Genomic DNA, 21221 nt, shown 5'->3' with positions numbered 1-21221 from the left:
CGATCATTGAGTAATAAGATCATGCCTGCCCGCCTGTTCAAAGGCTGAGGGCCGACGCGACTGCCTCTCTATCCAGAGAGGCTGCGCCGAAGGGCGGGTGAAAGCTCAGGTCCGCCGAGGCTCCCGACCCGCCCCTGCGGGGCGACCCTCCCCGGCAGGGGAGGGTTGGGAGGTTAGCGCCCGCCGATGACGCCGATATAGTCCGAGACCCAGCGATAATAGGGCACGCACTGGTCGTTCTGGCTCGCACATTTCGAGACCGGGGTGCGCCAGAACTTGATCTTGTCGAACTGGTCGAAGCCGTTGGTCTTGCAGCCTTCGTCGGTCAGGAGCTCGTTGCCCTTGCAGGCGGCCGGCACGACGGGAAGCGAGCCGAACCAGGCGGAGACATCACCCTGCACCTTCGGCGACAGCGAATGCTCGAGCCACATATAGGCGCAGTTCGGGTTGGCAGCGTCAGCCTCCATCATGGTGGTGTCGGCCCAGCCGGTGGCGCCTTCTTCCGGAATGGTCGAGGCGACCGGCTGCTTGGCGGCAACCAGCGTGTTCACCTGGAACGGCCAGGAGCCCGAGGCGACGACGCCTTCGTTGCGGAAGTCATCGACCTGGATGGCGGCATCGTGCCAATAGCGGCCGACCAAAGTGCGCTGCACGCGCAGCAGGTCGAGCGCAGCCTTGTACTGGTCCTCGTTGAGCTCGTAGGGGCTCTTGATGCCAAGGTTCGGCTTGTGGAACATCAGATAGTTGGCAGCATCGGCGATGTGGATCGGGCCGTCATAGGCCTGGACACGCCCCTTGTTGGACTTGCCGTCCGGCAGGGTCTGCTCCTCGAAGACGATGTTCCAGCTCTTCGGTGCGTCCTTGAAAACCTTGGTGTTGTACATCAGCACGTTGGGACCCCATTGATAGGGCACGCCATAGTGCTTGCTGTCGACCGTGAACCATGGCGCATCCTTGATGCGGTCGTCGACGGTCTTCCAGCTCGGGATCAGATCGGTGTTGATGGGCTGCACGCGCTTGCCGGCAACCAGGCGCAACGACGCGTCGCCCGAGGCGGTGACGAGGTCGAAGCCGCCTTCATTCATCAGCGACACCATCTCGTCGGAGGTGTTGGCGGTCTTGACGTTGACCTTGCAGCCCGTCTTCTTCTCGAAATCCGTGACCCAGTCATAGCCCTTGTCGGTCTCGCCGCGCTCGATATAGCCGGGCCAGGCAACGATGTTGAGCTTGCCTTCCCCCTTGCCCACTTCCTTGAGGGCTTCCTGCGCGACGGCCTGGCCAGCGAAGGTCAGCGCAATCGTCAGGGCAGTGCATGATTTCAGGAATGAATTCATCGTCGTCTCCCATCTGCAGGGGCCGCGCTCTGACGGCGGCTTTGCTCCCTGATGAGGAAGGTGTCGTGAAATCGAAGCTTTCGCAAATTCATTTATCAGAAAGGCGATATCGGTTTTTCCGATACCGCCTCGCCGCCACGATACCCGTTTCAGGACTGTGCGGTGACCAGCCAGCTGGCGGCGGTGAAGCGCGCGGTGCCGTCCTTCAGATAGGGAGCGAATGCCGGGATCAGGACAGCCTTGACCCTTGCGGCGGTTGCCTCGTCCACCTCGCGCAGGGCAGCGCCGACCGGCCCCATCCGTGTTACGTAGGTCAAAAGGTCGCCTTCGGCCATCTGGCAGGCCATGTCCACCCGCTCGATTCCAATCGCCGACCAGCCACTCGCCCGCAGGATGCTCTCGACCCTGCCAGCGTCCGCAAAGGCGAACTGTCCGGGAGCATCCGGATCGAATGCCGGCCTGGGCGGCAGGAGCGGCATCGCCGCCCGCGCGGCGGCCGTCATAAAATCGTTGTCCGCGGGGCTGCGCCACGCAACGAACGCCAGTTTTCCGCCGGATCGCGTTGCTTTCCTGACGTTTGCGAAGGCGGCAATCGGGTCATCGAAGAACATGACGCCGAACCGCGAGATGACCGCGTCGAAGCGGGCGGCGTCGAGCGCGTAGATCTGTGCATCACCCCGGACGAACGAGGCATTCGCCAGACCTTGCGCCTTCGCGCGCGCAGTCGCCAGGGCGACCAGCGGCTGCGAGATGTCGAGACCAGTGCAGTGCCCGGAGACGCCGATCCTGCGGGCCATCGCCATGGTGGTGGCGCCGGCGCCGCAGCCGACGTCGAGAACAGTGTCTCCCACGCCAGGATCGGCGATGTCCGCCAGCAAACGCTCGAACGGCTCCAGCACCTGGTCGAGCACCGGCTGCAGTTCGACCCAGGCCTTGCCGCTGGCGTCATTCCAGAGATCGGCCTGCTGCGCGTTCGACTGCTTGGATTCGGACATCGGTATCTCGCTTCGCGTTGCGCAAATTTGTCGTCGGGGGCACTTTACGAATTCAAGTCGACTTGAGGTCAAGCATGAAAGACATGGATATCGTCGAGGTCTCGCGCCGTGCCGGTCTGCCGGCCTCGACACTCCGCTACTACGAGGAAAGAGGCCTCATCGCCTCGATCGGCCGCAAGGGCCTGCGCCGCCTGTTCGACCCGTCCGTGCTGGAGCGGCTCGCCCTGATCGCGCTTGGTCGCGCCGGCGGTTTCGCGCTCGACGAAATCGGCAAGATGCTGAAGCCCAATGGCCTGCCAGCGTTCGACCGCGCGAGGCTTGTCGCCAAGGCGGACGAACTGGACCGCACCATCCAGCGTCTGATCGCGATGCGCGACGGGCTGCGCCACGCGGCACGGTGCCCCGCCCCTCACCCCATGGAGTGCCCCACCTTCCGGCGTGCCGTCAGGCTTGCTGGAGCAGGTCGCTTCGAGGCCGCGCCGAGCGGCCCGTTCAGGGCGGAAGCCATCGGCGTCGCCGACCGGGGAAATCGGCTTTGAGGCGGGCACTGCTTGCCTGAGGCGATGGTCTGCAAGCAGCCCGCGCGACTATGTTCGCTGGCGTATGGTGCGCTGTGACTGCGCGATGCCGATGAAGTCGCGCGCCGGCTGCGGCAGGCCGGATCCGCGCCGCCAGACCATGCCTACCTGCACCACCGGCAGCGAACCCGAGACATCCCGCGATTCAATGCGGTCGCCTTCCAAGGACCACGGCCTGTAGATCAGGTCCGGCAGCAGCGCGACGCCGGCTCCGGTCGCGACGAGGCTGCGGACCGCCTCCACCGATCGCGTGCGGAAGGCGACATGCGGCTTGGCGCCGATGGCGGCCAGCAGCTTGCCTGTATTCTCCTCGATCTCGTCGATGGTCAGCATGATCAGCGGTTCGCTGACAATGTCGTCGACGCCGATGATGTCGGCGCCGTTCAGCTTGTGGCCAAGCGGCATCCACAAGCGATAGGCCGAAACTTCGAGGATTTCCGACTGAAGCGCGGTGCGATCGCGCAGGTTCGAGATCACCATGACCGCGACGTCCAGCTTGCCGCCGACCAGGAGGTGTTCGAGATAGTCGCCATTGTCCTCGATCGCCGAAATCTCGACGCCGGGGTAGGCACGGCGGTATCGCGCCAGGATATCGGACAGCACATAGCCGGCGACCATCGAGGTGACGCCGAGCTGGAGCCGGCCTTTGGTTGCAGCCTGTTCACCCAGGAAGGTGCGCCGTGCATCCGACACGTCGGACAGGATCTTGGTGGCGTGGCGCAGGAACTGGTGTCCCTTATGCGTGATGTTGAGGCCACGCGAATGGCGCTCGAAAAGCTCGACGCCAAGATCGGTCTCCAGTTCCTTGACCGCTTCGGTGACGGAGGATTGCGATATGGAGAGTTTCTGCGCCGCGCGGGAAACCGAACCCTGATCCGCAACGGCGACAAAGAACTGAAGCTGCCGGAGAGTGAATGCCATGCCGCCGAATAAACACTGGCGGGAGCGCGAAGGAAAGCGGTCAAGCGCGATCGTCAGCGCTCAACCGTGGACTGCTTCCTCGCTGCGCCGACGCACCGCCCGGTAACGCAATCCTAGGAAGAAAAGCACTTCGACGACAACGACCATGACGATGATGCGGAACCCGACGGAGACCAGATTGTGGTCGCCCCCGCGCATCAGATAGCCGAGACTGAGGAACGCGGAATTCCAGAGCACAGCGCCGAGTAAAGTTGCGGCAGCGAAAGGGAGCACCGCCAGACGCAGCGCGCCGGCGCCAATGCCGAGATAGTTGCGCACGGTCGGCACCAGCTGCGCCACCAGCGAGGCCCGAAAGGCATTGCGGCGATAGGCCTCCGCCAGCTTGCGGTAGGCCGTCGGCGGCAGGAAGACATATTTGCCAAAACGCCCGACCAGCGCTTCGGCGCGCGCTTCACCGAGCCGACGCCCCATCAGGTACCAGAACAGCGACCCGAGGATGGAACCGGTAACGGTGACGGCGAGCAACAGCGCCAGCCAGCCCATATCCGGCGCCGCCGTCATGCCGAGAAACAGCAGGACGATATGGGACGGCGGCGCCGGGAAGATCTTCTCGACGGACGCGATACAGAACACGCCCAGAAGACCAAAGCTCAGGATGGCTGGAACCGGCCCGGTCACGCGTAGCGCCAATCGTAGGACTTGGTGACCGGAATGCGGCTGATGCGATAGACGGTGGCCGGTGGGAAATTGAGCAAGGTATGGCCAATCCGCGTAGCACGAAGGTCGAGCTGGTCGAGCAATGTCTGGTCGATCGGACAACGCAGACCGAGCGTGAACTGGTAAAGCGAGGCACCGGGGCGCAGGTTGGCGAAGACGCCTTCCAGGATCAGCCGCGTACGGCGCGGCGAAATCAACCGGAACGGCAAGCCGCTGATCGCGGCGCCCAGCACTGGGCCGTTGTACAGCGCCATATGGCGCAGCCCCGTCGCATCCATTTCGAAAATGCGCGCCGCCGGAAAACGCTTGGTGAGCATGGCGGCGAAGTCGCTGTCGGCCTCGATCAGGGTCAGGTCGTTTTCCCTGACGCCTTTTTCGATCAAGGCACGCGTGAAAGGCCCTGTGCCGGGTCCAAGTTCCAGGACCGGACCGGTGTCCGGACCGACTTCCTTGGTCATCAGCGCCGACAAAGTGGCACTGGAAGGGGTTACCGATCCAATTCTGAATGGCGCCGCCGCCCAGGCCATCAGAAAAGAGAAAGCATCGTTGGTTTGCATATCCATCCTCGATCCGAAATCGAACTGCCGGCGAATCGAACGCCAGCCGATGGGGCGCTGTTTGCGGCCGCTGGATTGCGCAAACATTGCGAAAATCTGCGGGTCGCAACGAATTTCGATGCTTCGAACCCGAAATTTTTTGCCATGCTGACGCAATGTAGAGATCGTAGCGGGCCGCATCTGACTTCAGTAAAAGAGACGGCGATGCGTATCCTTTTGGTCGAAGACGAACCGGAAATGGCAGCAGCACTGCGCGTGGCGCTGAAGCGGCATGACATGGTCGTGGATCATGCCGCTTCGCTGATCGAGGCCGAGGATTTCATCGCGCTCGACAACTACGACGCGGTCTTGCTCGACCGCCAGTTGCCGGACGGCGATGGGCTTTCGCTGGTGACCAAACTGCGTGTTGGCGGCAGTGCCACGCCGGTTCTGGTTTTGACGGCGCGTGGCGACACCGCCGACAAGGTCGACGGGTTGAATGTCGGCGCCGACGATTATCTGGCCAAGCCGTTCGCCTTCGAGGAACTGATGGCCAGGCTGCGCGCACTGTTGCGCCGGCCGGCCGCCGTGCATTCGCAAGTGATCCGCGCCGGCGATCTTGCCTTCGACGTCGGCCACCGCGAGGCCACCATCCGCGGCGAACCGCTGGCCCTGCCGCGCCGCGAACTCCTGGTTCTGGAGGCACTGATGCGGCGCATGGGCCGCATGGTGCAGCGGGAGACGCTCATGGAGGCCGTGTTCGGTCTGGATGACGAAATCCAGTCCAACGCGCTCGACACCCATGTCTCGCGCCTGCGCCGCAAGCTGGCCGAGGCCGGCGTCGGCGTCACCATCAACGGTGTGCGCGGCGTCGGCTACCTGTTGCGCGAAACGTCATGATCTTGCGCAAGCCCCGCCGTCCGCGCTCGCTGAAATGGAGCCTTGTCCTGCGCATCGCCGTGCTGCAGGGCATCCTGATCACGCTGCTCATTCCGCTGCTTCTGGTGGCGCTGGTCATGTTCGGCGCCGCCAACATGAATGACTATGAGGGCGGCACGGCCGACGTGATCAAGGATGCGCTGAGCAGAGACGCCGGCGGCAAGCTGATACTGAAACCGACCCGCGAGCTTGCCGAGCTGCGCAAGACCGAGAAGAACCTCTGGTACGTGGTGCGCGACAAACAGGGCAACATGCTGAGGGAAGGCACGATCCCGCCGGCAATGGCACCGTTCGCCAACCAGCTCGACAACATCAGCGACGCACGCTTTTCCTGGACGATGGGCAAGGCCGACCGACCAGCCGGCATCGTCGCTTGGGAAGACGACACCGGGGCCGGCACGGTGCAGATCCTGGCCGGCACGGATGGCAAGCTTTCCTGGACCCGGATGGCGCTGGCCGGATGGGACTTTTTCCTGGTCGTGATCCTACCGGTGGTTGGCGTGATGGCTCTTGCCACTCTTTTCGTGACGCCGTGGGTGGTGCGCGGTGCGCTGAGGGGTCTTGGCGCTGCGGCCAGCGAAGCCGGACAGATCGACATCGACAAGCGCGGCGTGCAGCTGCCGCTGAAGGATGTTCCGACCGAGGTCACGCCGCTGGTGAATGCGGTGAACGACGCTCTGGTGCGCCTCGACACCGGTTACGAACGCCACCGCCGCTTCCTGACCGACGCGGCACATGAACTGCGCACGCCGGTTGCCATCCTCAACACGCGCGTCGCTTCGCTGCCGCCGACACCGGAACGGGCCAGGGTGCTGCGCGATGCCGCCCGGCTGTCGACGCTGACCGACCAGCTCCTCGACCTGCAGCGGCTCGGCCGGCAGGTCGAACGCTTCGGCCCGCTCGACCTGGTCGAGATTGCCCGCAGCGTCGTCGTCGACCTTGCGCCAATGGCCTTTTCGTCGGGCTATGAAATGGCGTTCGAACCGATGGTCGAAACACTGCCTGCGACAGGCGACCGCGCCTCGATCGAACGCGCCGTCACCAGCCTGGTGCAGAACGCCATCGAGCATGGCGGCAATCGGGGCAGGATCACCATCGGCGTCACCCGGCCGGCGGTCATCGAGATTCTCGACGAAGGCGAAGGCGTGCCGGTAGGCGAGCGCGAGAAGATCTTCCAGCCCTTCTACCGCCTACGCCCGCATGACCATGGCGCCGGGCTTGGCCTCAATCTCGTGCAGGAGATCATGCAGTTGCATGGCGGCCGCATCGAAGTGCTCGACGGCCGTCCCGGCGCGTTGTTCAGGATGAGTTTTCCGCTGCCACCGAAGGACGCCCCGACGCACTGACGCCGCTGGCCAATCGCCGATCAGTTGAGCGCTTGCGCGGGGACAGGGGCGAGGTTGCCCTTGGCGACCGACAACAACGACGTGACCAAGGAGCGGCGCTCCTGTTCGGACAGGACCTGGAAGTCGAAGAGGTTAGCGCTGCGCATCCCCTCGACGGCAAAGTAGGTGAGCAGCAGTGCTTCGAAATCGGGCGTTTCCGCTTTCAGCCGGTCGAAGAGCTGGCGCTGGAAGATGCGCATGGGCGCCAGAAAATCGGGATCCTCGGCAATCGCCGAGAATATCCATGAGGATGGCGGCTGATCTTCTTCGAACTTCTTTGCCGAGAGCTTCACGTAAGCGGCCAGAAGATTGCCCTGGCCACAGGCTTTCCGGGTCGTTTCCAGCGCTTCCTGGAACTCCTGGAGATAGTGCTCGACCAACGCCTGCATCAGCTTGGCCTTGGTCGGGAAATTATAGAGAAGACCGCCTTTGGAGACGCCGGCGCGTTGGGCCACGGCGTCCAGCGACAAATTGCCTGGCCCCGATTCCCGAGCCACGTCGGCTGCCGCCGCGAGTATCTTTTCGCGTGAATTTGCTCGCTGTTTCTTCATCTATCCCGCCTATAAGGCATGCTAGGCGCAATTGACAAGACCGTCCAGACGGTACAGTAAGGCGTCGAAAAATGTCGGCCGGGTTTTCGCACGATGCGCGCCTGGCTATTTTTGATTCGATTGTAATTGCCACGCGCCGCTCGAGGGATCCCATGATCAAGCGCTACATCCTCCGTTTCATCCTGCTTGTCCTGGTGGCCTTGGTGGCCGGCGGCATTGTTTGGTTCAATTTCTTCCGCGACAAGATGATCGCCCAGTTCTTCGCCAACATGCCGGTCAATGTGCTGACGGTTTCGGCCAACAAAGTCGAGCCGACCACCTGGACGCCCGGCGTCGAGGCGATCGGCACGGTTGGCGCCTCGATGGGCGTCGACCTGACGATGGAAACGTCGGGCGTGGTCAAGGAAATCATGTTCAAGGCCAATGACCGCATCGAGAGCGGCCAGCTTCTGGTTCGGCTCGACGACGCCGTCGAACAGGCGGACCTTGCCGCAGCCAAGACCAAGGCAACGCTCGACCAGCAGGCGCTGGTTCGTGCCCAAGCACTGCGCAAGACCGGCGTCGGTACCGAATCCGCGCTCGACACCGCTAATGCCAATGCCGAGACCTCGATCGCGCAGGTTGCGAAGGCGCAGGCAACGGCCGACCTCAAGCTGCTGAAGGCACCGTTCGCCGGCATTGCCGGTATCCCGAAGATCGACCTCGGCCAGTTCGTGCAGCCCGGCAACGCCATCGTCACCCTGCAGGATATGGATACGATGCGCGTCGACTTCACTGTTCCCGAACAGCAGCGTGAGAAGCTGAAGGTCGGCCAGCCGGTCAGCTTTGGCCCGACGTCGGACGCCTTGTCGTTCAAGGGCGTGGTCACCGGTATCGATCCCAAGATCGACCCGGCGAGCCGACTGGTTTCGGTGCGCGCGCGCATCGACAATCCGGAAGGACGGCTGAGCCCCGGCCAGTTCGTGCAGGTGCGCGTCGAACTGCCGAAGGAGGACAATGTCCTGACCGTTCCGCAGACGGCGCTGACCACCAGCCTCTATGGCGACTACATCTATGTCGTCGTTCCGGCCAAGCCCAAAGACGCAGCGGCACAGCCCGCCGACAAGGCCGCTGAAGCCAAGCCCGCCACGGGCGCTGCGGCGGCATCCGAGCAGAAGCCGGCCGCTGAAGGCCCTGCCCTCGTCGCCAATCAGGTCTTCGTCAAGGTTGGCCGTCGCTTCGGCGGCGTCGCCGAAATCGTCGAGGGCGTCAAGGCGGGCGACGATGTCGTCACCGCCGGTCAGAACCGGTTGAGCAACGGCACCCACGTCAAGGTCGACAACACGATCGACCCCAGCAAGCCGGTCGAGAAGAAGGCTTCCGCCCAATGAGTTTCTCCGATCTGTTCATCAAACGGCCCGTCCTGTCGACGGTGCTGGGTGCCATGATCCTGCTCGTCGGGCTTCAGGGCATCTTCAACCTCGCGATCCGGCAGTATCCGAAGGTCGAAGAAACCGCGATCACGGTGACGACCGCCTATCCGGGCGCCAGCGCCGACCTGATCCAGGGCTTCATCTCGGCCCCGATCGCGCGCGCCGTCGCCTCGACGGAAAACATCGACTACGTCACCTCATCGAGCGCGCCTTCGGCCAGCACGGTGACGGTTAAGATGAAGCTCGGCGCCAACCCGGATGTCGCACTGGCCGAAGTGCTGTCGAAGGTACAGGGCGTGCGCGGCGACCTGCCTTCGGAAGCCAAGGACCCGGTCATCGTCAAGGGCACGGGCGATTCCTTCGCGATGATGTACATCTCGATGCAGAATCCGAACATGACCAAGGAGCAGCTGACCGAGTACATCGAACGTGTCGTGCGCCCGCGCATCACCACGGTCGAAGGCGTCGCCGACGTCAAGATCTTCGGTGCCCAGCAATATTCGATGCGGGTATGGATCGATCCGGTCAAGCTGGCTTCCCGCGGCGTCACCGCCGCGGAAGTAGTCAGTGCCATCAACAACTCGAACTTCCTCTCCGCCCCCGGAAAAACCGAGAACGAGTATGTGATCTCGTCGATCACCGTGCGTTCGACGCTGCAGACGCCGGAAGCTTTTTCGGCGCTGCCCATTCGCTCGGTCGGCGGCAATGTCGTGCGCCTGCGCGACGTGGCCCGTGTCGAGCTCGGTGCCGAGAACACCGACACACGCGTGACCTTCAACGCCAAGCCGGGTACCTTCCTGGCCATCTTCCCGACGCCGGCAGCCAACCCGCTGACGACGGCGAGCGCGGTCCAAAAGCTGGTACCGGTCATTCAGGAAACGCTGCCGAAGGGCATGACGATCCAGGTCGTCTACGATTCGACGGAACAGATCAGCGCCTCCATCGACGAGGTTTACAAGACCATCGCCGAGGCCGTCGCCATCGTCGTGGTCGTCATCCTCTTGTTCCTCGGCTCGTTCCGTTCGGTGCTGATGCCGATCATCACGATCCCGCTGTCGTTGATCGGCGTCTGCTTCATCCTCTATTTCATGGGCTACTCGATCAACCTGCTTTCGCTGCTGGCCATGGTTCTGGCCATCGGTCTGGTCGTCGACGACGCGATCGTTGTGGTGGAGAACGTCCACCGCCACATCGAAGAAGGCATGACGCCCATGCAGGCCGCCTTCGCCGGCATGCGCGAAATCTTCTCGCCGGTCGTGGCCATGACGATCACGCTGGCCGCGGTGTTCGCGCCACTCGCCTTCACCGGCGGCCTGACCGGCTCGCTGTTCCGTGAATTCGCGGTGACGCTGGCAGGCGCTGTGGTCATTTCCGGCATCATCGCCGTGACCATCACCCCGATGATGTCGGCGCGCCTTCTCAAGGCAGGCTCGCACAGCCGTTTCCAGAAGATCGTCGACGGCACGTTCACGCGGATCGAGAACGTCTATGAGCGTCTGGTCACCAGATCACTGCAGGCCCGGTGGGTGACGTTGCTCATCGTCATCGCCCTGGTCGGGGTGACCGGCTTCATGTTCACCAAGACCTCGACCGAGTTGGCACCCGAAGAAGATCAGGGCTTCCTGCTTTCGATCGTGACGGGGCCGCAATACGCCACCTCGGATTACACCGAAGCGTATGTCAACCAGATGCTCGGCCTGGTGAAGGACATTCCCGAAACGCGCGCCTTGTTCTCCGCCGTTGCCTTCGGCAGCGCAACCAACAGCGCCTTCGTCGGCTTCGCCTTCAAGGACTGGGCCGAACGGGCACGCTCGTCCAAGCAGATCCAGGCCGACATCACCGAGCGCCTGAAGAAGGTCGCCGGTGTGGAAGCCTTCGTTTTCGCCCCGCCGACATTGCCGGGCTCCGGCGGCGGCCTGCCGATCGCCGTCGTGGTTCGCTCGACCGGAGAATCCGCGAAGGTGTTCGAGGTTGCCGAGGAGATCAAGCAGAAGGCCCAGGCCTCCGGTCGCTTCATCGTCGTGCAGAATTCGATGTCGTACAACTCGCCGCAGACCTCGATCACCATCGATCGCGACCGCGCGGCAGCACTCAACATTCCGATCAGCGACATCGGCCGGACGCTGACGCTGCTGGTGGGCGGCAACGAAGTGGCGAAGTTCGACCGTGACTCCAACGCCTACAAGATCATCCCGCAGGTGCCGCAGATCTATCGCGACAACCCCGAAAAGCTCGGCGACTATTTCGTGCGCAGCGTGACGGGCGACATGGTGCCGCTGACTTCGGTGGTCAAAATCACGACCAATGCGGCGCCGGCGGCGATCGAGCAGTTCAACCAGTTGAACTCGGCGACGATCACCGCTCTGCCGATGCCCGGCGTAACCACCGGCGACGGCTTGCAGACGATCGAAACCATCGCCAAGCAGACCATGCCTGACAGCTTCTTCCTCGACTACTCTGGCCAATCGCGGCAGGAGAAGGAACAGGGCAACACGATCATCATCGCCTTCATCGCGGCCATCATCGTGATTTATCTGGTGCTGGCGGCGCAGTTCGAAAGCTTCCGCGATCCGCTCATCATCATGATGTCGGTGCCGCTGTCGATCTTCGGCGCGATTGTGCCGCTCAACCTCGGGCTCGGTACGCTGAACATCTACACGCAGGTCGGTCTGATCACGCTGATCGGCCTGATCACCAAGCACGGCATTCTGCTGGTCGAATTCGCCAACCAGCAGCGCGAGGAGCATGGCCTGTCGATCCCCCAGGCGATCATCGCTTCGGCCAAGGTTCGCCTGCGCCCGATCCTGATGACCACCGCAGCCATGGCGCTGGGCGTCGTGCCGCTGATCATCGCCCAGGGCGCCGGCGCCGCCGCGCGTTACTCGATGGGCCTGGTGATCTTCACCGGCATCCTGGTGGGCACTTGCTTCACGCTGTTCGTGGTGCCGATGTTCTATACCTTCCTGGCGCACCGGGGCCACGCTCAAGAGCAGCAGGCGACTCCGGCGCCGGTCGCGGCTGAATAATCCGCCGGACGATGCGAATGAAAACAGGGCGCCGGAGCAATCCGGCGCCCTGTTTGTTTGAGCAAGCTGGAGTTGAAAATTAACCCCGCGCAGCTTCCTCGATCGTGGCAACATCGATCTTGACCATCTTCATCATTGCAGCCATGACGCGCGCGGCCTTGGCCTTGTCGGGATCAATGAGCAGTCTCGGCAGCAGTTCCGGCACGATTTGCCAGGCGACGCCATAGCGGTCCTTGAGCCAGCTGCAGGCGAGCCCCTTGCCGCGACCATCAATCAGCTTTTCCCAGTAGTGGTCGACCTCAGCCTGGTCCTTGCAGTCAACGGAGAGCGATACTGAATTGTTGAAGGTCTCATCCGAGTTGCCGTTCAGGGCCTGAAACGACTGGCCAAACAGCTCGAAGTTCACCAGCACGACGCTGCCAGCCGGTCCGGGGCCGCTTTCGCCACTCCGCAGCACTTCTCCCTTCTTCGCGTTCGGAAAGATCGAGACGTAGAAGTCGACGGCCTCTTCGGCCTCGTTGCGGAACCACAGGCATGGGCTGATTTTCTGCATGACCTTCTCCTTGATGCGATTGGCGTTGGCCGCGGCCTCTCCCGTCGGCAGAACGGCTTCCTTTGCCTTGCCGTTGCTCAAAGGACGGCCCTTGACGCGGCAATCCGACAACGGCCGTGAAATAAATCGGCCGTGCCCTTGAGAGAGCATAAAACTGGCGCATTGCAAAACCGTGGCCAGACTGGACCATGGCGTATATAACGCCAGCTTCCTATCTACCTTTATCGCACAGGAACGTGCCGCACAGGCGTCAAGGACAGTACCCATGCCTCCCTATCGCTCCCGAACCACCACTCATGGCCGCAACATGGCTGGCGCCCGCGGCCTATGGCGCGCCACCGGCATGAAGGACTCGGATTTCGGCAAGCCGATTATCGCGGTGGTCAATTCCTTCACGCAATTCGTACCGGGCCACGTCCATCTTAAGGATCTCGGCCAGCTTGTCGCGCGCGAGATCGAAGCCGCCGGCGGCGTCGCCAAGGAGTTCAACACCATCGCCGTCGACGATGGCATCGCCATGGGCCATGACGGCATGCTTTATTCGCTGCCGAGCCGCGAGATCATCGCCGACAGCGTCGAATACATGGTCAACGCGCACTGTGCCGACGCCATGGTTTGCATTTCMAACTGCGACAAGATCACCCCCGGCATGCTGATGGCTGCGATGCGGCTCAACATTCCGGCCGTCTTCGTTTCCGGCGGCCCGATGGAAGCTGGCAAGGTCGTCTGGAAGGACAAGGTGACCGCGATCGACCTGATCGACGCGATGGTCGCCGCTGCCGACGACAAGGTTTCCGACGAAGAGGTAAAGGTCATCGAGCGTTCGGCCTGCCCGACCTGCGGCTCGTGCTCGGGCATGTTCACCGCCAATTCGATGAACTGCCTGACCGAGGCGCTCGGGCTGTCACTGCCCGGCAACGGCTCGACACTTGCCACCCATGCCGACCGCAAGCGGCTGTTCGTCGAAGCCGGCCATCTCGTCGTCGACCTCGCCCAGCGCTATTACGAACAGGAAGATGAAAGCGTGTTGCCGCGCAACATCGCCTCCAAGCAGGCCTTCGAGAACGCAATGGCACTGGATATCGCCATGGGCGGTTCGACCAACACAGTGCTGCACATCCTCGCCGCCGCTCAGGAAGGCGGTATCGACTTCACCATGGACGATATCGACCGCCTGTCGCGCAAGGTGCCGGTGCTGAGCAAGGTCGCGCCCGCCAAGGCCGACGTGCACATGGAAGACGTGCATCGCGCCGGTGGCATCATGGCGATCCTCGGCCAGCTCGATAAAGCCGGGCTGATCCACAACGAGTTGCCGACCGTGCACAGCGCGACGATGGGCGAAGCACTGGACCGCTGGGACGTCTCGCGCTCCACGGCGGAGAATGTCCGCAAATTCTATATGGCCGCGCCGGGCGGCGTGCCGACACAAGTTGCCTTCAGTCAGGACCGTCGCTGGGACGATCTCGACCTCGATCGTGAAAAGGGCGTCATCCGCTCGGCCGAGCATCCGTTCTCGAAAGATGGCGGCCTGGCCGTGCTCAAGGGCAACATCGCGCTCGATGGTTGCGTGGTGAAGACCGCCGGCGTGGACGAGTCGATCCTGACCTTCACCGGCCCGGCCAAGGTCTATGAGAGCCAGGATGCGGCGGTGAAGGCCATTCTCAGCAACGAGGTCGTCGCCGGCGATGTCGTCGTCATCCGCTACGAGGGTCCGAAGGGCGGCCCGGGCATGCAGGAAATGCTCTACCCGACCAGCTATCTGAAGTCGAAAGGACTGGGCAAGGCCTGCGCGCTGTTGACCGACGGCCGCTTCTCCGGCGGCACTTCCGGCCTGTCGATCGGCCATGCCTCGCCCGAGGCCGCGACCGGCGGTGCGATCGGCCTGGTACGCGACGGCGATCGGATCGCCATCGACATTCCCGGCCGCACCGTCAATCTCCTGGTCAGCGACGAGGAACTTGCGGCCCGCCGCAAGGAGCAGGACGCCAAGGGCTGGCAGCCGGTGGAAACGCGCAAGCGCAACGTGACTACGGCGCTTCGCGCCTATGCCGCCTTCGCGACCAGCGCCGACAAGGGTGCGGTGCGCAAGGTTCCGGAATAAACGCCGCCAATGGCGTTCGACCTCATTGTTCGGGGTGGCACCCTGACCGACGGCAGGGTGGCCGATATCGGCGTTCGCGGCGAAACCATCGCTGCGATCGAACCCAAGCTTGAGGCCGAGGCACCAACGGTCATCGACGCGGCTGGCGATCTCGTCTCGCCACCCTTCATCGATCCGCATTTCCATATGGACGCGACGCTGAGCCTCGGCATTCCGCGCATCAATGCCTCGGGCACGCTGCTGGAAGGCATTGCGCTGTGGGGTGAACTGAAGCCGCTTCTCACTCACGAAGCGGTCAGGGAGCGGGCACTCGCCTATTGCGATTGGGCGGTGGCCAAGGGCCTGCTTGCCATCCGCACCCATGTCGACACCTGCGACGACCGGCTTCTGGCGGTCGAGGCGCTGCTCGACGTGAAGAAGACCGTCGCGCCCTATATCGATCTGCAACTTGTCGCCTTCCCGCAGGACGGTTTTTACCGTTCGCCCAATGCGCGCACGAACACGATCCGCGCGCTCGACCTCGGCGTCGATATCGTCGGCGGCATTCCGCATTTCGAGCGCACCATGGCCGACGGCACGCGCTCGGTGACGGAACTGTGCGAGATCGCCGCCGAACGCGGATTGATGGTCGACATGCATTGCGACGAGACGGACGACCCGCTGTCGCGCCACATCGAGCAACTGGCCTGTGAGACGCAGCGGCTCGGCCTACAGGGGCGCGTGACGGGCTCGCATCTCACCTCCATGCATTCGATGGACAACTACTACGTGTCCAAACTGCTGCCGCTGATCGCGGAAGCCGGCGTTTCGGCCATCCCCAATCCGCTCATCAACATCATGCTGCAAGGTCGCCACGACAGCTATCCGAAGCGGCGTGGCCTGACCCGCGTGCCGGAGATGCTGAAGGCTGGCATTCGCGTCGGCTGGGGCCAGGATTGCGTGCTCGACCCCTGGTATTCGCTGGGCATGGCGGACATGCTGGACGTCGCCTTCATGGGGCTTCATGTGGCGCAGATGTCGAGCCCCGCCGACATGGCGCGCTGCTTCGACATGGTGACCCATGTAAACGCCGCCATCATGGGCCTCGACCATCTCGGATTGGCGGTCGGCAAGCGAGCGAGCCTCGTCGTGCTCGACGCCGCCGACCCGATCGAGGCGATAAGGCTGAGAGCGGACCGGCTCTGCGTGATAGCGCGTGGCAAGATCGTCGCGCAAAGAGAGCGCAGCCGAACGAAGCTGGCCTTGTCCGGAAGGCCCGATACCGCCGATCCCTGGCACGAAAAGCCGACGCGGACGCACTGATCAATGCGCGTTGAACGGGCCGCCGTTCGTACATTTCCTTCGCCGTTTATAAAGTCTACAATATGCCTCATCTTTGAATCGGGAGAGGGCTATGTCGCCCAGGATCGTAGCGGCAATATTTGGCATGGCGGCGCTGGCCGGCTGTACCACGATGACGCCCCAGGAAAGGCGCGCGGCCGACGAAGCGAAATGCCAGACCTACGGTTTCAAGAAGAACACCGACGCTTTCGCCGAATGCCTGCAGCGCATCGACCTCGACAGAGCCGCCGCAATGCGTGCGCAGGATGCGGAATTCAACCGCTTTGCCAACAGACCGATGGTCATCTACCGCCCGATCGTCGTCGCACCGAAACCCCAATAAACTGCCCAAAGGAGGCGCTGGTTCAGGTCAAGAAGGCGCGCTGGCGCTCAACCCGCATCAGCCGGCACCGTTATCGCAATGACCGAACCGCCGCCGTTCCTCGCGCGTGCCTCCAGCCGGCCCTGATGCGCCCTGGCTATCGCCTCGACAATGGAGAGCCCCAGCCCGGTCCCACCGGTCTCACGCGACCGCGAGATTTCGCCGCGCCAGAAAATGTCGAATGAAATCGAGCGGATTTCCTCGGGCAAGCCCGGACCTCGATCCAGGAACCGGACAAAGGCCATGCGGTCGCCATCGATGCCGGTCTCGCAACGCAGCACGCCACCGGCGGCGGCGTAGCGACTGGCATTGTCGACGATTGCCAGCATCGCCTGGCGCAGCCGTTCCGGATCGACGCTGGTGCGGGCGGGCGCGAAGTCCGTCTCGATACGCATGCCGGCTTCGTCAAGCATCGGACGGGCCGCGGCGAGAACGGTAGCCGCCTCGTCGGCGAGGTCGGTGACAGCCCGATCGCCGATCAGCTTGTGGCCGGCCGCCAGTGACAGCGTGCGCAGGTCCTCGACCAGACGCGACAAGCCCTGCACCTGCGTCAGCAGATCCTGCAGCCCCTGCTGACGAACCGAAAATACGCCGTCGATCATGCCTTGCAGGTTGCCCTGCAAAATAGTGAGCGGCGTACGCAATTCGTGCGCAACCGCCATTGTGTTGAAGCGCAGGCGCTTTTCCATATGGTCGAGATCGGTCGCCAGCGCATCGATGGTCTTGCCGAGACGCTGCACTTCGGAGGTGCCGCCTCGAAAATTGCCGAGACCGACCGCGAAATCGCCTTCGCGCAGCGTTTCAGCCGCCGATGCCAGCCGCTCCAACGGGCGCGCGATGCGCCGGGCAAGCCAATAACCGATCGCGCCGCAGATGAGCGCCGCCAAGAGAATATGCCCCATGAATGCCAGGTTCATCTGGTAGTCGAGCGTTTTCTCGAATTCCGGCACGACGGCCATGAGTTTCCGGAAGCCGTCGACCGACGGCATCACCCCGTCCTGGATATCGCGGTAGGCCTGGGCGATGTCGGCGGGCAACTCCCGCAACTTCACCTCGGTCAACTGCTTCATGATCCAGAAGAAGGTGGAATAGGCGATGATCATGCTGAGCATCAGCATCGCCGCGATGGTTATCGCCGTGACCGTGGACAGGGAGAGCCGGCGTATCCTCATTTCGGCGCCGCAAAGCGATAGCCAATGCCGCGCACAGCCTGGAAAAAGCCCCATGCTCCGGCATTCTCGAACTTGCGGCGCAGATTGGCGATGTGGGTGTCGACGGTCTTGGCCAGGGCATCGTTTTCAGGCAGGCAGGCATCCAGGATATCGGCGCGGCCGAAGGCGTGGGTCGGCCGGCGGATCATGTAGGCAACGATGCGGAATTCGCTCAGCGTCAAAGGGAGAGATTGCCGACCCGCCTCCACCGCGACAAAGGCGGCATGCGCGTCGACATCGACCTCAACCGGAGCAAACCGCAACATCCTCGAAGCACCGGCGGCCCGCGAGCGGCGCAGAACGGCATTGACGCGCGCGACGACCTCATGCGGGTTGAATGGTTTGACGACGTAGTCGTCGGCGCCAAGCCGCAAGCCGGAAAGGCGGTCGATATCTTCCGCCAGCGCCGTCACCATGATCACTGGCGTGGCCGCATCCTGGCGGATGCGCGCCAGAACCTCGAAGCCATCGACGCGTGGGATGCGAACGTCGAGCAGTACCAGATCGGGCGACAGCATTGCGTGATGGGAAAGCGCGATATCACCATTGGCGGCTGTCACCGTGCGAAAACCTTCCCGTGCCAGATAGGCTTCGAGAATTTCGGCGATGCGCGGTTCGTCCTCGACGATAAGGATGAGCCCCTTGTCCATGCCCCAGCCCCGTGGTGGTTTCAGAAGGGCGTTATTCAGCAACGCATCACGGCAGGCAACCGCAAAGCGCGTGCCTTGCGGGCTTCCCCGACAAGCGTTGGCACGCTCTCCGCCGTTTCTTGATAATTCTCAACGAGGGTCAATCCGTCAACGCGCCGTTGCTGCATGGGCGGGAATGCGCGGCGCGCCGACATCACATTGACGGGGAAGCCATGCAAACTCCATCCAAGGCCTTCGGACAAACCCAGCGGCCGCGCATCACCGCCTTGTGGATCGTAACCCTGATCCTCATCGCCTTTGCGCTGTTGTTCCAGTCCGCCTGGAAACTGTACCCGCCAGGGGGCGTCGACCTTCAGCTGACCATCAGGATCGCCGGCATATGTTTGATCGGTACGGCGATCCTGGGTCGGCTGTGGTGCACGCTCTATATCGGCGGGCGCAAGTCGATGGAGCTGGTCGATGTCGGCCCCTATTCGATGTGCCGCAACCCGCTCTACGTGTTTTCGATCATCGGGGCAGCTGGCGTGGGCGCGCAGACCGGCAGTCTCGCCCCGGCATTGCTCTGCGCCATCGTGGTTCAAGCCATCCTGTTCAGGACCGCGATGCGCGAGGAAAATCTGCTGCGGGCGAATTTCGGAAAATCCTATGACGACTACCGGTTGCGCGTGCCGGCGTTTCTCGCCGACAGGCGGCTGTTCGTCGACCTTGATGTTGTCGAGATCGCGCCACGACGCCTTTATGGCACGCTGGCCGACAGCCTCGTCTTCCTTGTCGCGGCGCCGGCAATGCTGCTGGTCGAATATCTGCAGGACGAAGGCTACCTGCCGGTACTGTTCATCCTCTATTGAGGCATCGCGCCGGAAACCAATCCCCGATCGGCCCGATTGAGCGTCGTTGGCGCAACCAAAAGTTTCCTTTTCCTCTCGCCAAAAGCCCGGCCAACAGGTAGTTGGCCGTCGGCCGAACGATTGGCGTGAAGGATTGTCGAACCCATGGCGCCGTCCCTCCTTCGGGCCCTCGCCCCCAAGAACGTCGTGGTAGCCGGCATCCTGCTCATGCTGGCCGGCGACTTCATGTTCGCCCTCAACGACGCCATGGGCAAATGGCTGGTCACCAACTTCTCGGTCGGTCTCGTCGTGGCTGTTCGCTCGATCGGCGCCTTCATCATCCTGGGGCCGATGATCGCCAGACAGGGCGCGGAGAAACTCGTCCGCGTGGAGCGACCCGGCATCCAGTTGCTACGCGCCATCATGACGACGGTCGATACCGGATTGTTCTATGCCGCTGTGGTGCATTTGCCGCTGGCCGATGTGATGAGCTTCTACATGGCCGGGCCCATCTATGTGGCGGCGCTGTCGCATTTCATGCTTGGCGAGCGGATCGGCTGGCGCCGATGGGCCGCCATCCTGGTCGGCTTCTGCGGCGTGCTCGTCATCCTGAACCCATCGACCGCCGCCTTTTCGCTCTCGGCCATTTTCGCCTTCATCGGCTCGGTAGCCTTCGCGCTGTCGATCGTCTACAGCCGACAGTTACGGGGAACTCCCGACACCACATTGGTGACCTGGCAAACAATTGCCGCCCTGGTGGCAGGTCTCGTCTTCGCCGTCGGCGACTGGCGCGCCCCCGGCGTCTTCGACATCGGCGCCATGCTGTTGCTCGGTGTCGTCTCCTGCGCGGCGCATCTGATGATCACACGGGCGCTGAAGCTGGCGCCGGCCTCGACGCTGGCGCCGCTGCACTACAGCCTGCTGTTGTGGGCCGCCGTGTTCGGCATGGTGTTCTTCGGCGATGTGCCCGGGCCACGCGTGCTCGTTGGCGCAGCCATCGTCGTCCTGGCCGGACTGTTCATTTTCCATCGTCAGAAGGTGGTGGACACGGTGCCGCCGGAGAACGTGCCGAAAGGCGTCAACTAGACTCCAATCGGATCAGCCGACGAACCCGGCCGTCTTGTGGCTGCCGTCGCAGAAGGGTTTGTTCCGCGAATGGCCGCAGCGGCACAGGAAGACCTTGGTGACGCGGTCGACCGTGCGGCCGGTGCCGCTGACGATCTCGAGATTGCCTTCCACCTTGAGAGAACCGTTGGGCTGGGGCGTGACCTTGATGGGGCCATTGCGCGCTTCCAGCGCAACCGAGTCTTTCGACGCCGGCTCGCCGGTGGCGGCGAAACCGGCCTTGGTATGGCTGCCATCGCAAAACGGCTTGTTCTCCGAGGCGCCGCAACGGCACAACGTCGCGCGCAGCATGAGTTCGCCATTGATGTCCATCTCGGCATTGAAGGCGAGCGGTCCGTTCTCGCGCACCCGGACCAGATTGACCACCGGTGCCGGCTCGTCCGGTCCACCATCCTTGCGGCGGTAGGTGATCGCGCCGGACGGGCAGGAATGGGCGACGCCGACGACCGCCTCGACCGAGCCGGCCTCGGGATGGATCCACTGACCCGGCGCATTGGGAACGAAAACCTCGGGATGGCCGAGCACACAATTGCGCGAATGGATGCACAGTTTGCTGTCGAAACCGATGTCGATGTTCTCGCCTTCGACGAATTTCCGCACCATTGGGTAGCTCCTCGGCTTGCCTGCGAGAAACCTAATGCAAGGCGAATGGCGGCGG

Annotated in this window: 20 protein-coding genes; 10 read left to right on the top strand and 10 right to left on the bottom strand. The window is 63.1% G+C overall.

Annotated features, from left to right (window positions below):
- Positions 1-173: 173 nt before the first annotated feature.
- Together AB4136_RS11940 and AB4136_RS11935 are read right to left on the bottom strand one after the other, a co-directional pair.
- Positions 174-1334, bottom strand: coding sequence for an ABC transporter substrate-binding protein (locus AB4136_RS11940; RefSeq protein ID WP_024924179.1), 1161 nt, complete (start codon positions 1332-1334; stop codon positions 174-176).
- Positions 1335-1483: 149 nt separating this feature from the next.
- Entirely contained in the window at positions 1484-2329 is an 846-nt protein-coding gene (locus AB4136_RS11935) for a class I SAM-dependent methyltransferase (protein ID WP_024924180.1), read from the bottom strand.
- A gap of 74 nt (positions 2330-2403) precedes the next feature.
- On the opposite strand from AB4136_RS11935, the gene AB4136_RS11930 reads away from it, so the two are divergent.
- Positions 2404-2868: a helix-turn-helix domain-containing protein gene (locus AB4136_RS11930; protein WP_024924181.1), complete on the top strand. Its 465-nt coding sequence runs from the start codon at positions 2404-2406 to the stop codon at positions 2866-2868.
- 48 nt (positions 2869-2916) lie between these two features.
- On the opposite strand, the gene AB4136_RS11925 is transcribed toward AB4136_RS11930, so the two are convergent.
- From AB4136_RS11925 to AB4136_RS11915, 3 genes are read right to left on the bottom strand one after another with little or no spacing between them, the layout of a single operon-like run.
- The gene (locus tag AB4136_RS11925; protein WP_024924182.1) at positions 2917-3828 is read right to left on the bottom strand and encodes a LysR substrate-binding domain-containing protein; all 912 of its coding nucleotides are present in this window, start codon (positions 3826-3828) and stop codon (positions 2917-2919) included.
- A gap of 60 nt (positions 3829-3888) precedes the next feature.
- Positions 3889-4506 carry a DedA family protein gene (locus tag AB4136_RS11920; RefSeq protein WP_137900300.1) on the bottom strand — a complete coding sequence of 206 codons (618 nt, stop codon included), beginning with the start codon at positions 4504-4506 and terminating at the stop codon, positions 3889-3891.
- Positions 4503-5102, bottom strand: a complete 600-nt coding sequence (locus AB4136_RS11915) for a class I SAM-dependent methyltransferase (protein WP_024924184.1) — start codon at positions 5100-5102, stop codon at positions 4503-4505. The genes AB4136_RS11920 and AB4136_RS11915 overlap by 4 nt, the downstream gene beginning before the upstream one ends.
- Before the next feature lie 204 nt (positions 5103-5306).
- On the opposite strand from AB4136_RS11915, the gene AB4136_RS11910 reads away from it, so the two are divergent.
- Positions 5307-5981, top strand: coding sequence for a response regulator transcription factor (locus tag AB4136_RS11910; protein WP_024924185.1), 675 nt, complete (start codon positions 5307-5309; stop codon positions 5979-5981).
- Positions 5978-7366 (top strand): sensor histidine kinase, encoded by a 1389-nt coding sequence (locus AB4136_RS11905; protein WP_024924186.1) that lies wholly within the window; start codon positions 5978-5980, stop codon positions 7364-7366. Before AB4136_RS11910 ends, AB4136_RS11905 begins: the two co-directional genes overlap by 4 nt.
- A 20-nt stretch (positions 7367-7386) precedes the next feature.
- On the opposite strand, the gene AB4136_RS11900 is transcribed toward AB4136_RS11905, so the two are convergent.
- Positions 7387-7956 (bottom strand): TetR/AcrR family transcriptional regulator, encoded by a 570-nt coding sequence (locus AB4136_RS11900; RefSeq protein WP_024924187.1) that lies wholly within the window; start codon positions 7954-7956, stop codon positions 7387-7389.
- A gap of 152 nt (positions 7957-8108) precedes the next feature.
- Between AB4136_RS11900 and AB4136_RS11895 the strand changes: the two genes are divergently transcribed.
- A complete protein-coding gene (locus AB4136_RS11895) occupies positions 8109-9326 on the top strand; it encodes an efflux RND transporter periplasmic adaptor subunit (RefSeq protein WP_024924188.1) in 1218 nt (405 codons plus the stop codon).
- The gene (locus AB4136_RS11890; RefSeq protein WP_024924189.1) at positions 9323-12394 is read left to right on the top strand and encodes an efflux RND transporter permease subunit; all 3072 of its coding nucleotides are present in this window, start codon (positions 9323-9325) and stop codon (positions 12392-12394) included. Before AB4136_RS11895 ends, AB4136_RS11890 begins: the two co-directional genes overlap by 4 nt.
- Positions 12395-12473: 79 nt before the next feature.
- Here AB4136_RS11890 and AB4136_RS11885 read toward each other — a convergent pair whose 3' ends face one another.
- Positions 12474-13214: a VOC family protein gene (locus tag AB4136_RS11885; RefSeq protein WP_307418194.1), complete on the bottom strand. Its 741-nt coding sequence runs from the start codon at positions 13212-13214 to the stop codon at positions 12474-12476.
- Here AB4136_RS11885 and ilvD point away from each other — a divergent pair.
- The 3 genes from ilvD to AB4136_RS11870 all read left to right on the top strand — a co-directional run bounded on the left by ilvD (position 13213) and on the right by AB4136_RS11870 (position 16711).
- Complete coding sequence (gene ilvD / locus AB4136_RS11880; protein WP_024924191.1) at positions 13213-15048, top strand: dihydroxy-acid dehydratase; 1836 nt, start codon at positions 13213-13215, stop codon at positions 15046-15048. The genes AB4136_RS11885 and ilvD overlap by 2 nt on opposite strands.
- A gap of 9 nt (positions 15049-15057) precedes the next feature.
- Complete coding sequence (locus tag AB4136_RS11875) at positions 15058-16350, top strand: amidohydrolase family protein (RefSeq protein ID WP_024924192.1); 1293 nt, start codon at positions 15058-15060, stop codon at positions 16348-16350.
- 91 nt (positions 16351-16441) lie between these two features.
- Entirely contained in the window at positions 16442-16711 is a 270-nt protein-coding gene (locus tag AB4136_RS11870; RefSeq protein WP_024924193.1) for a hypothetical protein, read from the top strand.
- Positions 16712-16758: 47 nt separating this feature from the next.
- Here AB4136_RS11870 and AB4136_RS11865 read toward each other — a convergent pair whose 3' ends face one another.
- Together AB4136_RS11865 and AB4136_RS11860 are read right to left on the bottom strand one after the other, a co-directional pair.
- Positions 16759-17922: a sensor histidine kinase gene (locus tag AB4136_RS11865; protein WP_024924194.1), complete on the bottom strand. Its 1164-nt coding sequence runs from the start codon at positions 17920-17922 to the stop codon at positions 16759-16761.
- Positions 17919-18611: a response regulator gene (locus tag AB4136_RS11860; RefSeq protein WP_024924195.1), complete on the bottom strand. Its 693-nt coding sequence runs from the start codon at positions 18609-18611 to the stop codon at positions 17919-17921. Before AB4136_RS11860 ends, AB4136_RS11865 begins: the two co-directional genes overlap by 4 nt.
- Positions 18612-18823: 212 nt before the next feature.
- Between AB4136_RS11860 and AB4136_RS11855 the strand changes: the two genes are divergently transcribed.
- Together AB4136_RS11855 and AB4136_RS11850 are read left to right on the top strand one after the other, a co-directional pair.
- Positions 18824-19459, top strand: coding sequence for a methyltransferase family protein (locus AB4136_RS11855; protein ID WP_137900301.1), 636 nt, complete (start codon positions 18824-18826; stop codon positions 19457-19459).
- Between the two features lie 144 nt (positions 19460-19603).
- Positions 19604-20524, top strand: coding sequence for a DMT family transporter (locus AB4136_RS11850; protein ID WP_024924197.1), 921 nt, complete (start codon positions 19604-19606; stop codon positions 20522-20524).
- A gap of 12 nt (positions 20525-20536) precedes the next feature.
- On the opposite strand, the gene AB4136_RS11845 is transcribed toward AB4136_RS11850, so the two are convergent.
- On the bottom strand, positions 20537-21166 hold the full coding sequence (locus AB4136_RS11845) for a CDGSH iron-sulfur domain-containing protein (protein ID WP_024924198.1): 630 nt from the start codon (positions 21164-21166) through the stop codon (positions 20537-20539).
- Positions 21167-21221 lie beyond the last annotated feature (55 nt).

Origin of the sequence: Mesorhizobium sp. 2RAF21 (genome assembly GCF_052115345.1) — a bacterium.
In the GTDB taxonomy this organism is placed as follows: Bacteria; Pseudomonadota; Alphaproteobacteria; order Rhizobiales; family Rhizobiaceae; genus Mesorhizobium; species Mesorhizobium terrae.
The sequence above is the reverse complement of the archived record's forward strand: the minus strand, read 5'-3'. Positions and strand labels throughout refer to the sequence as shown.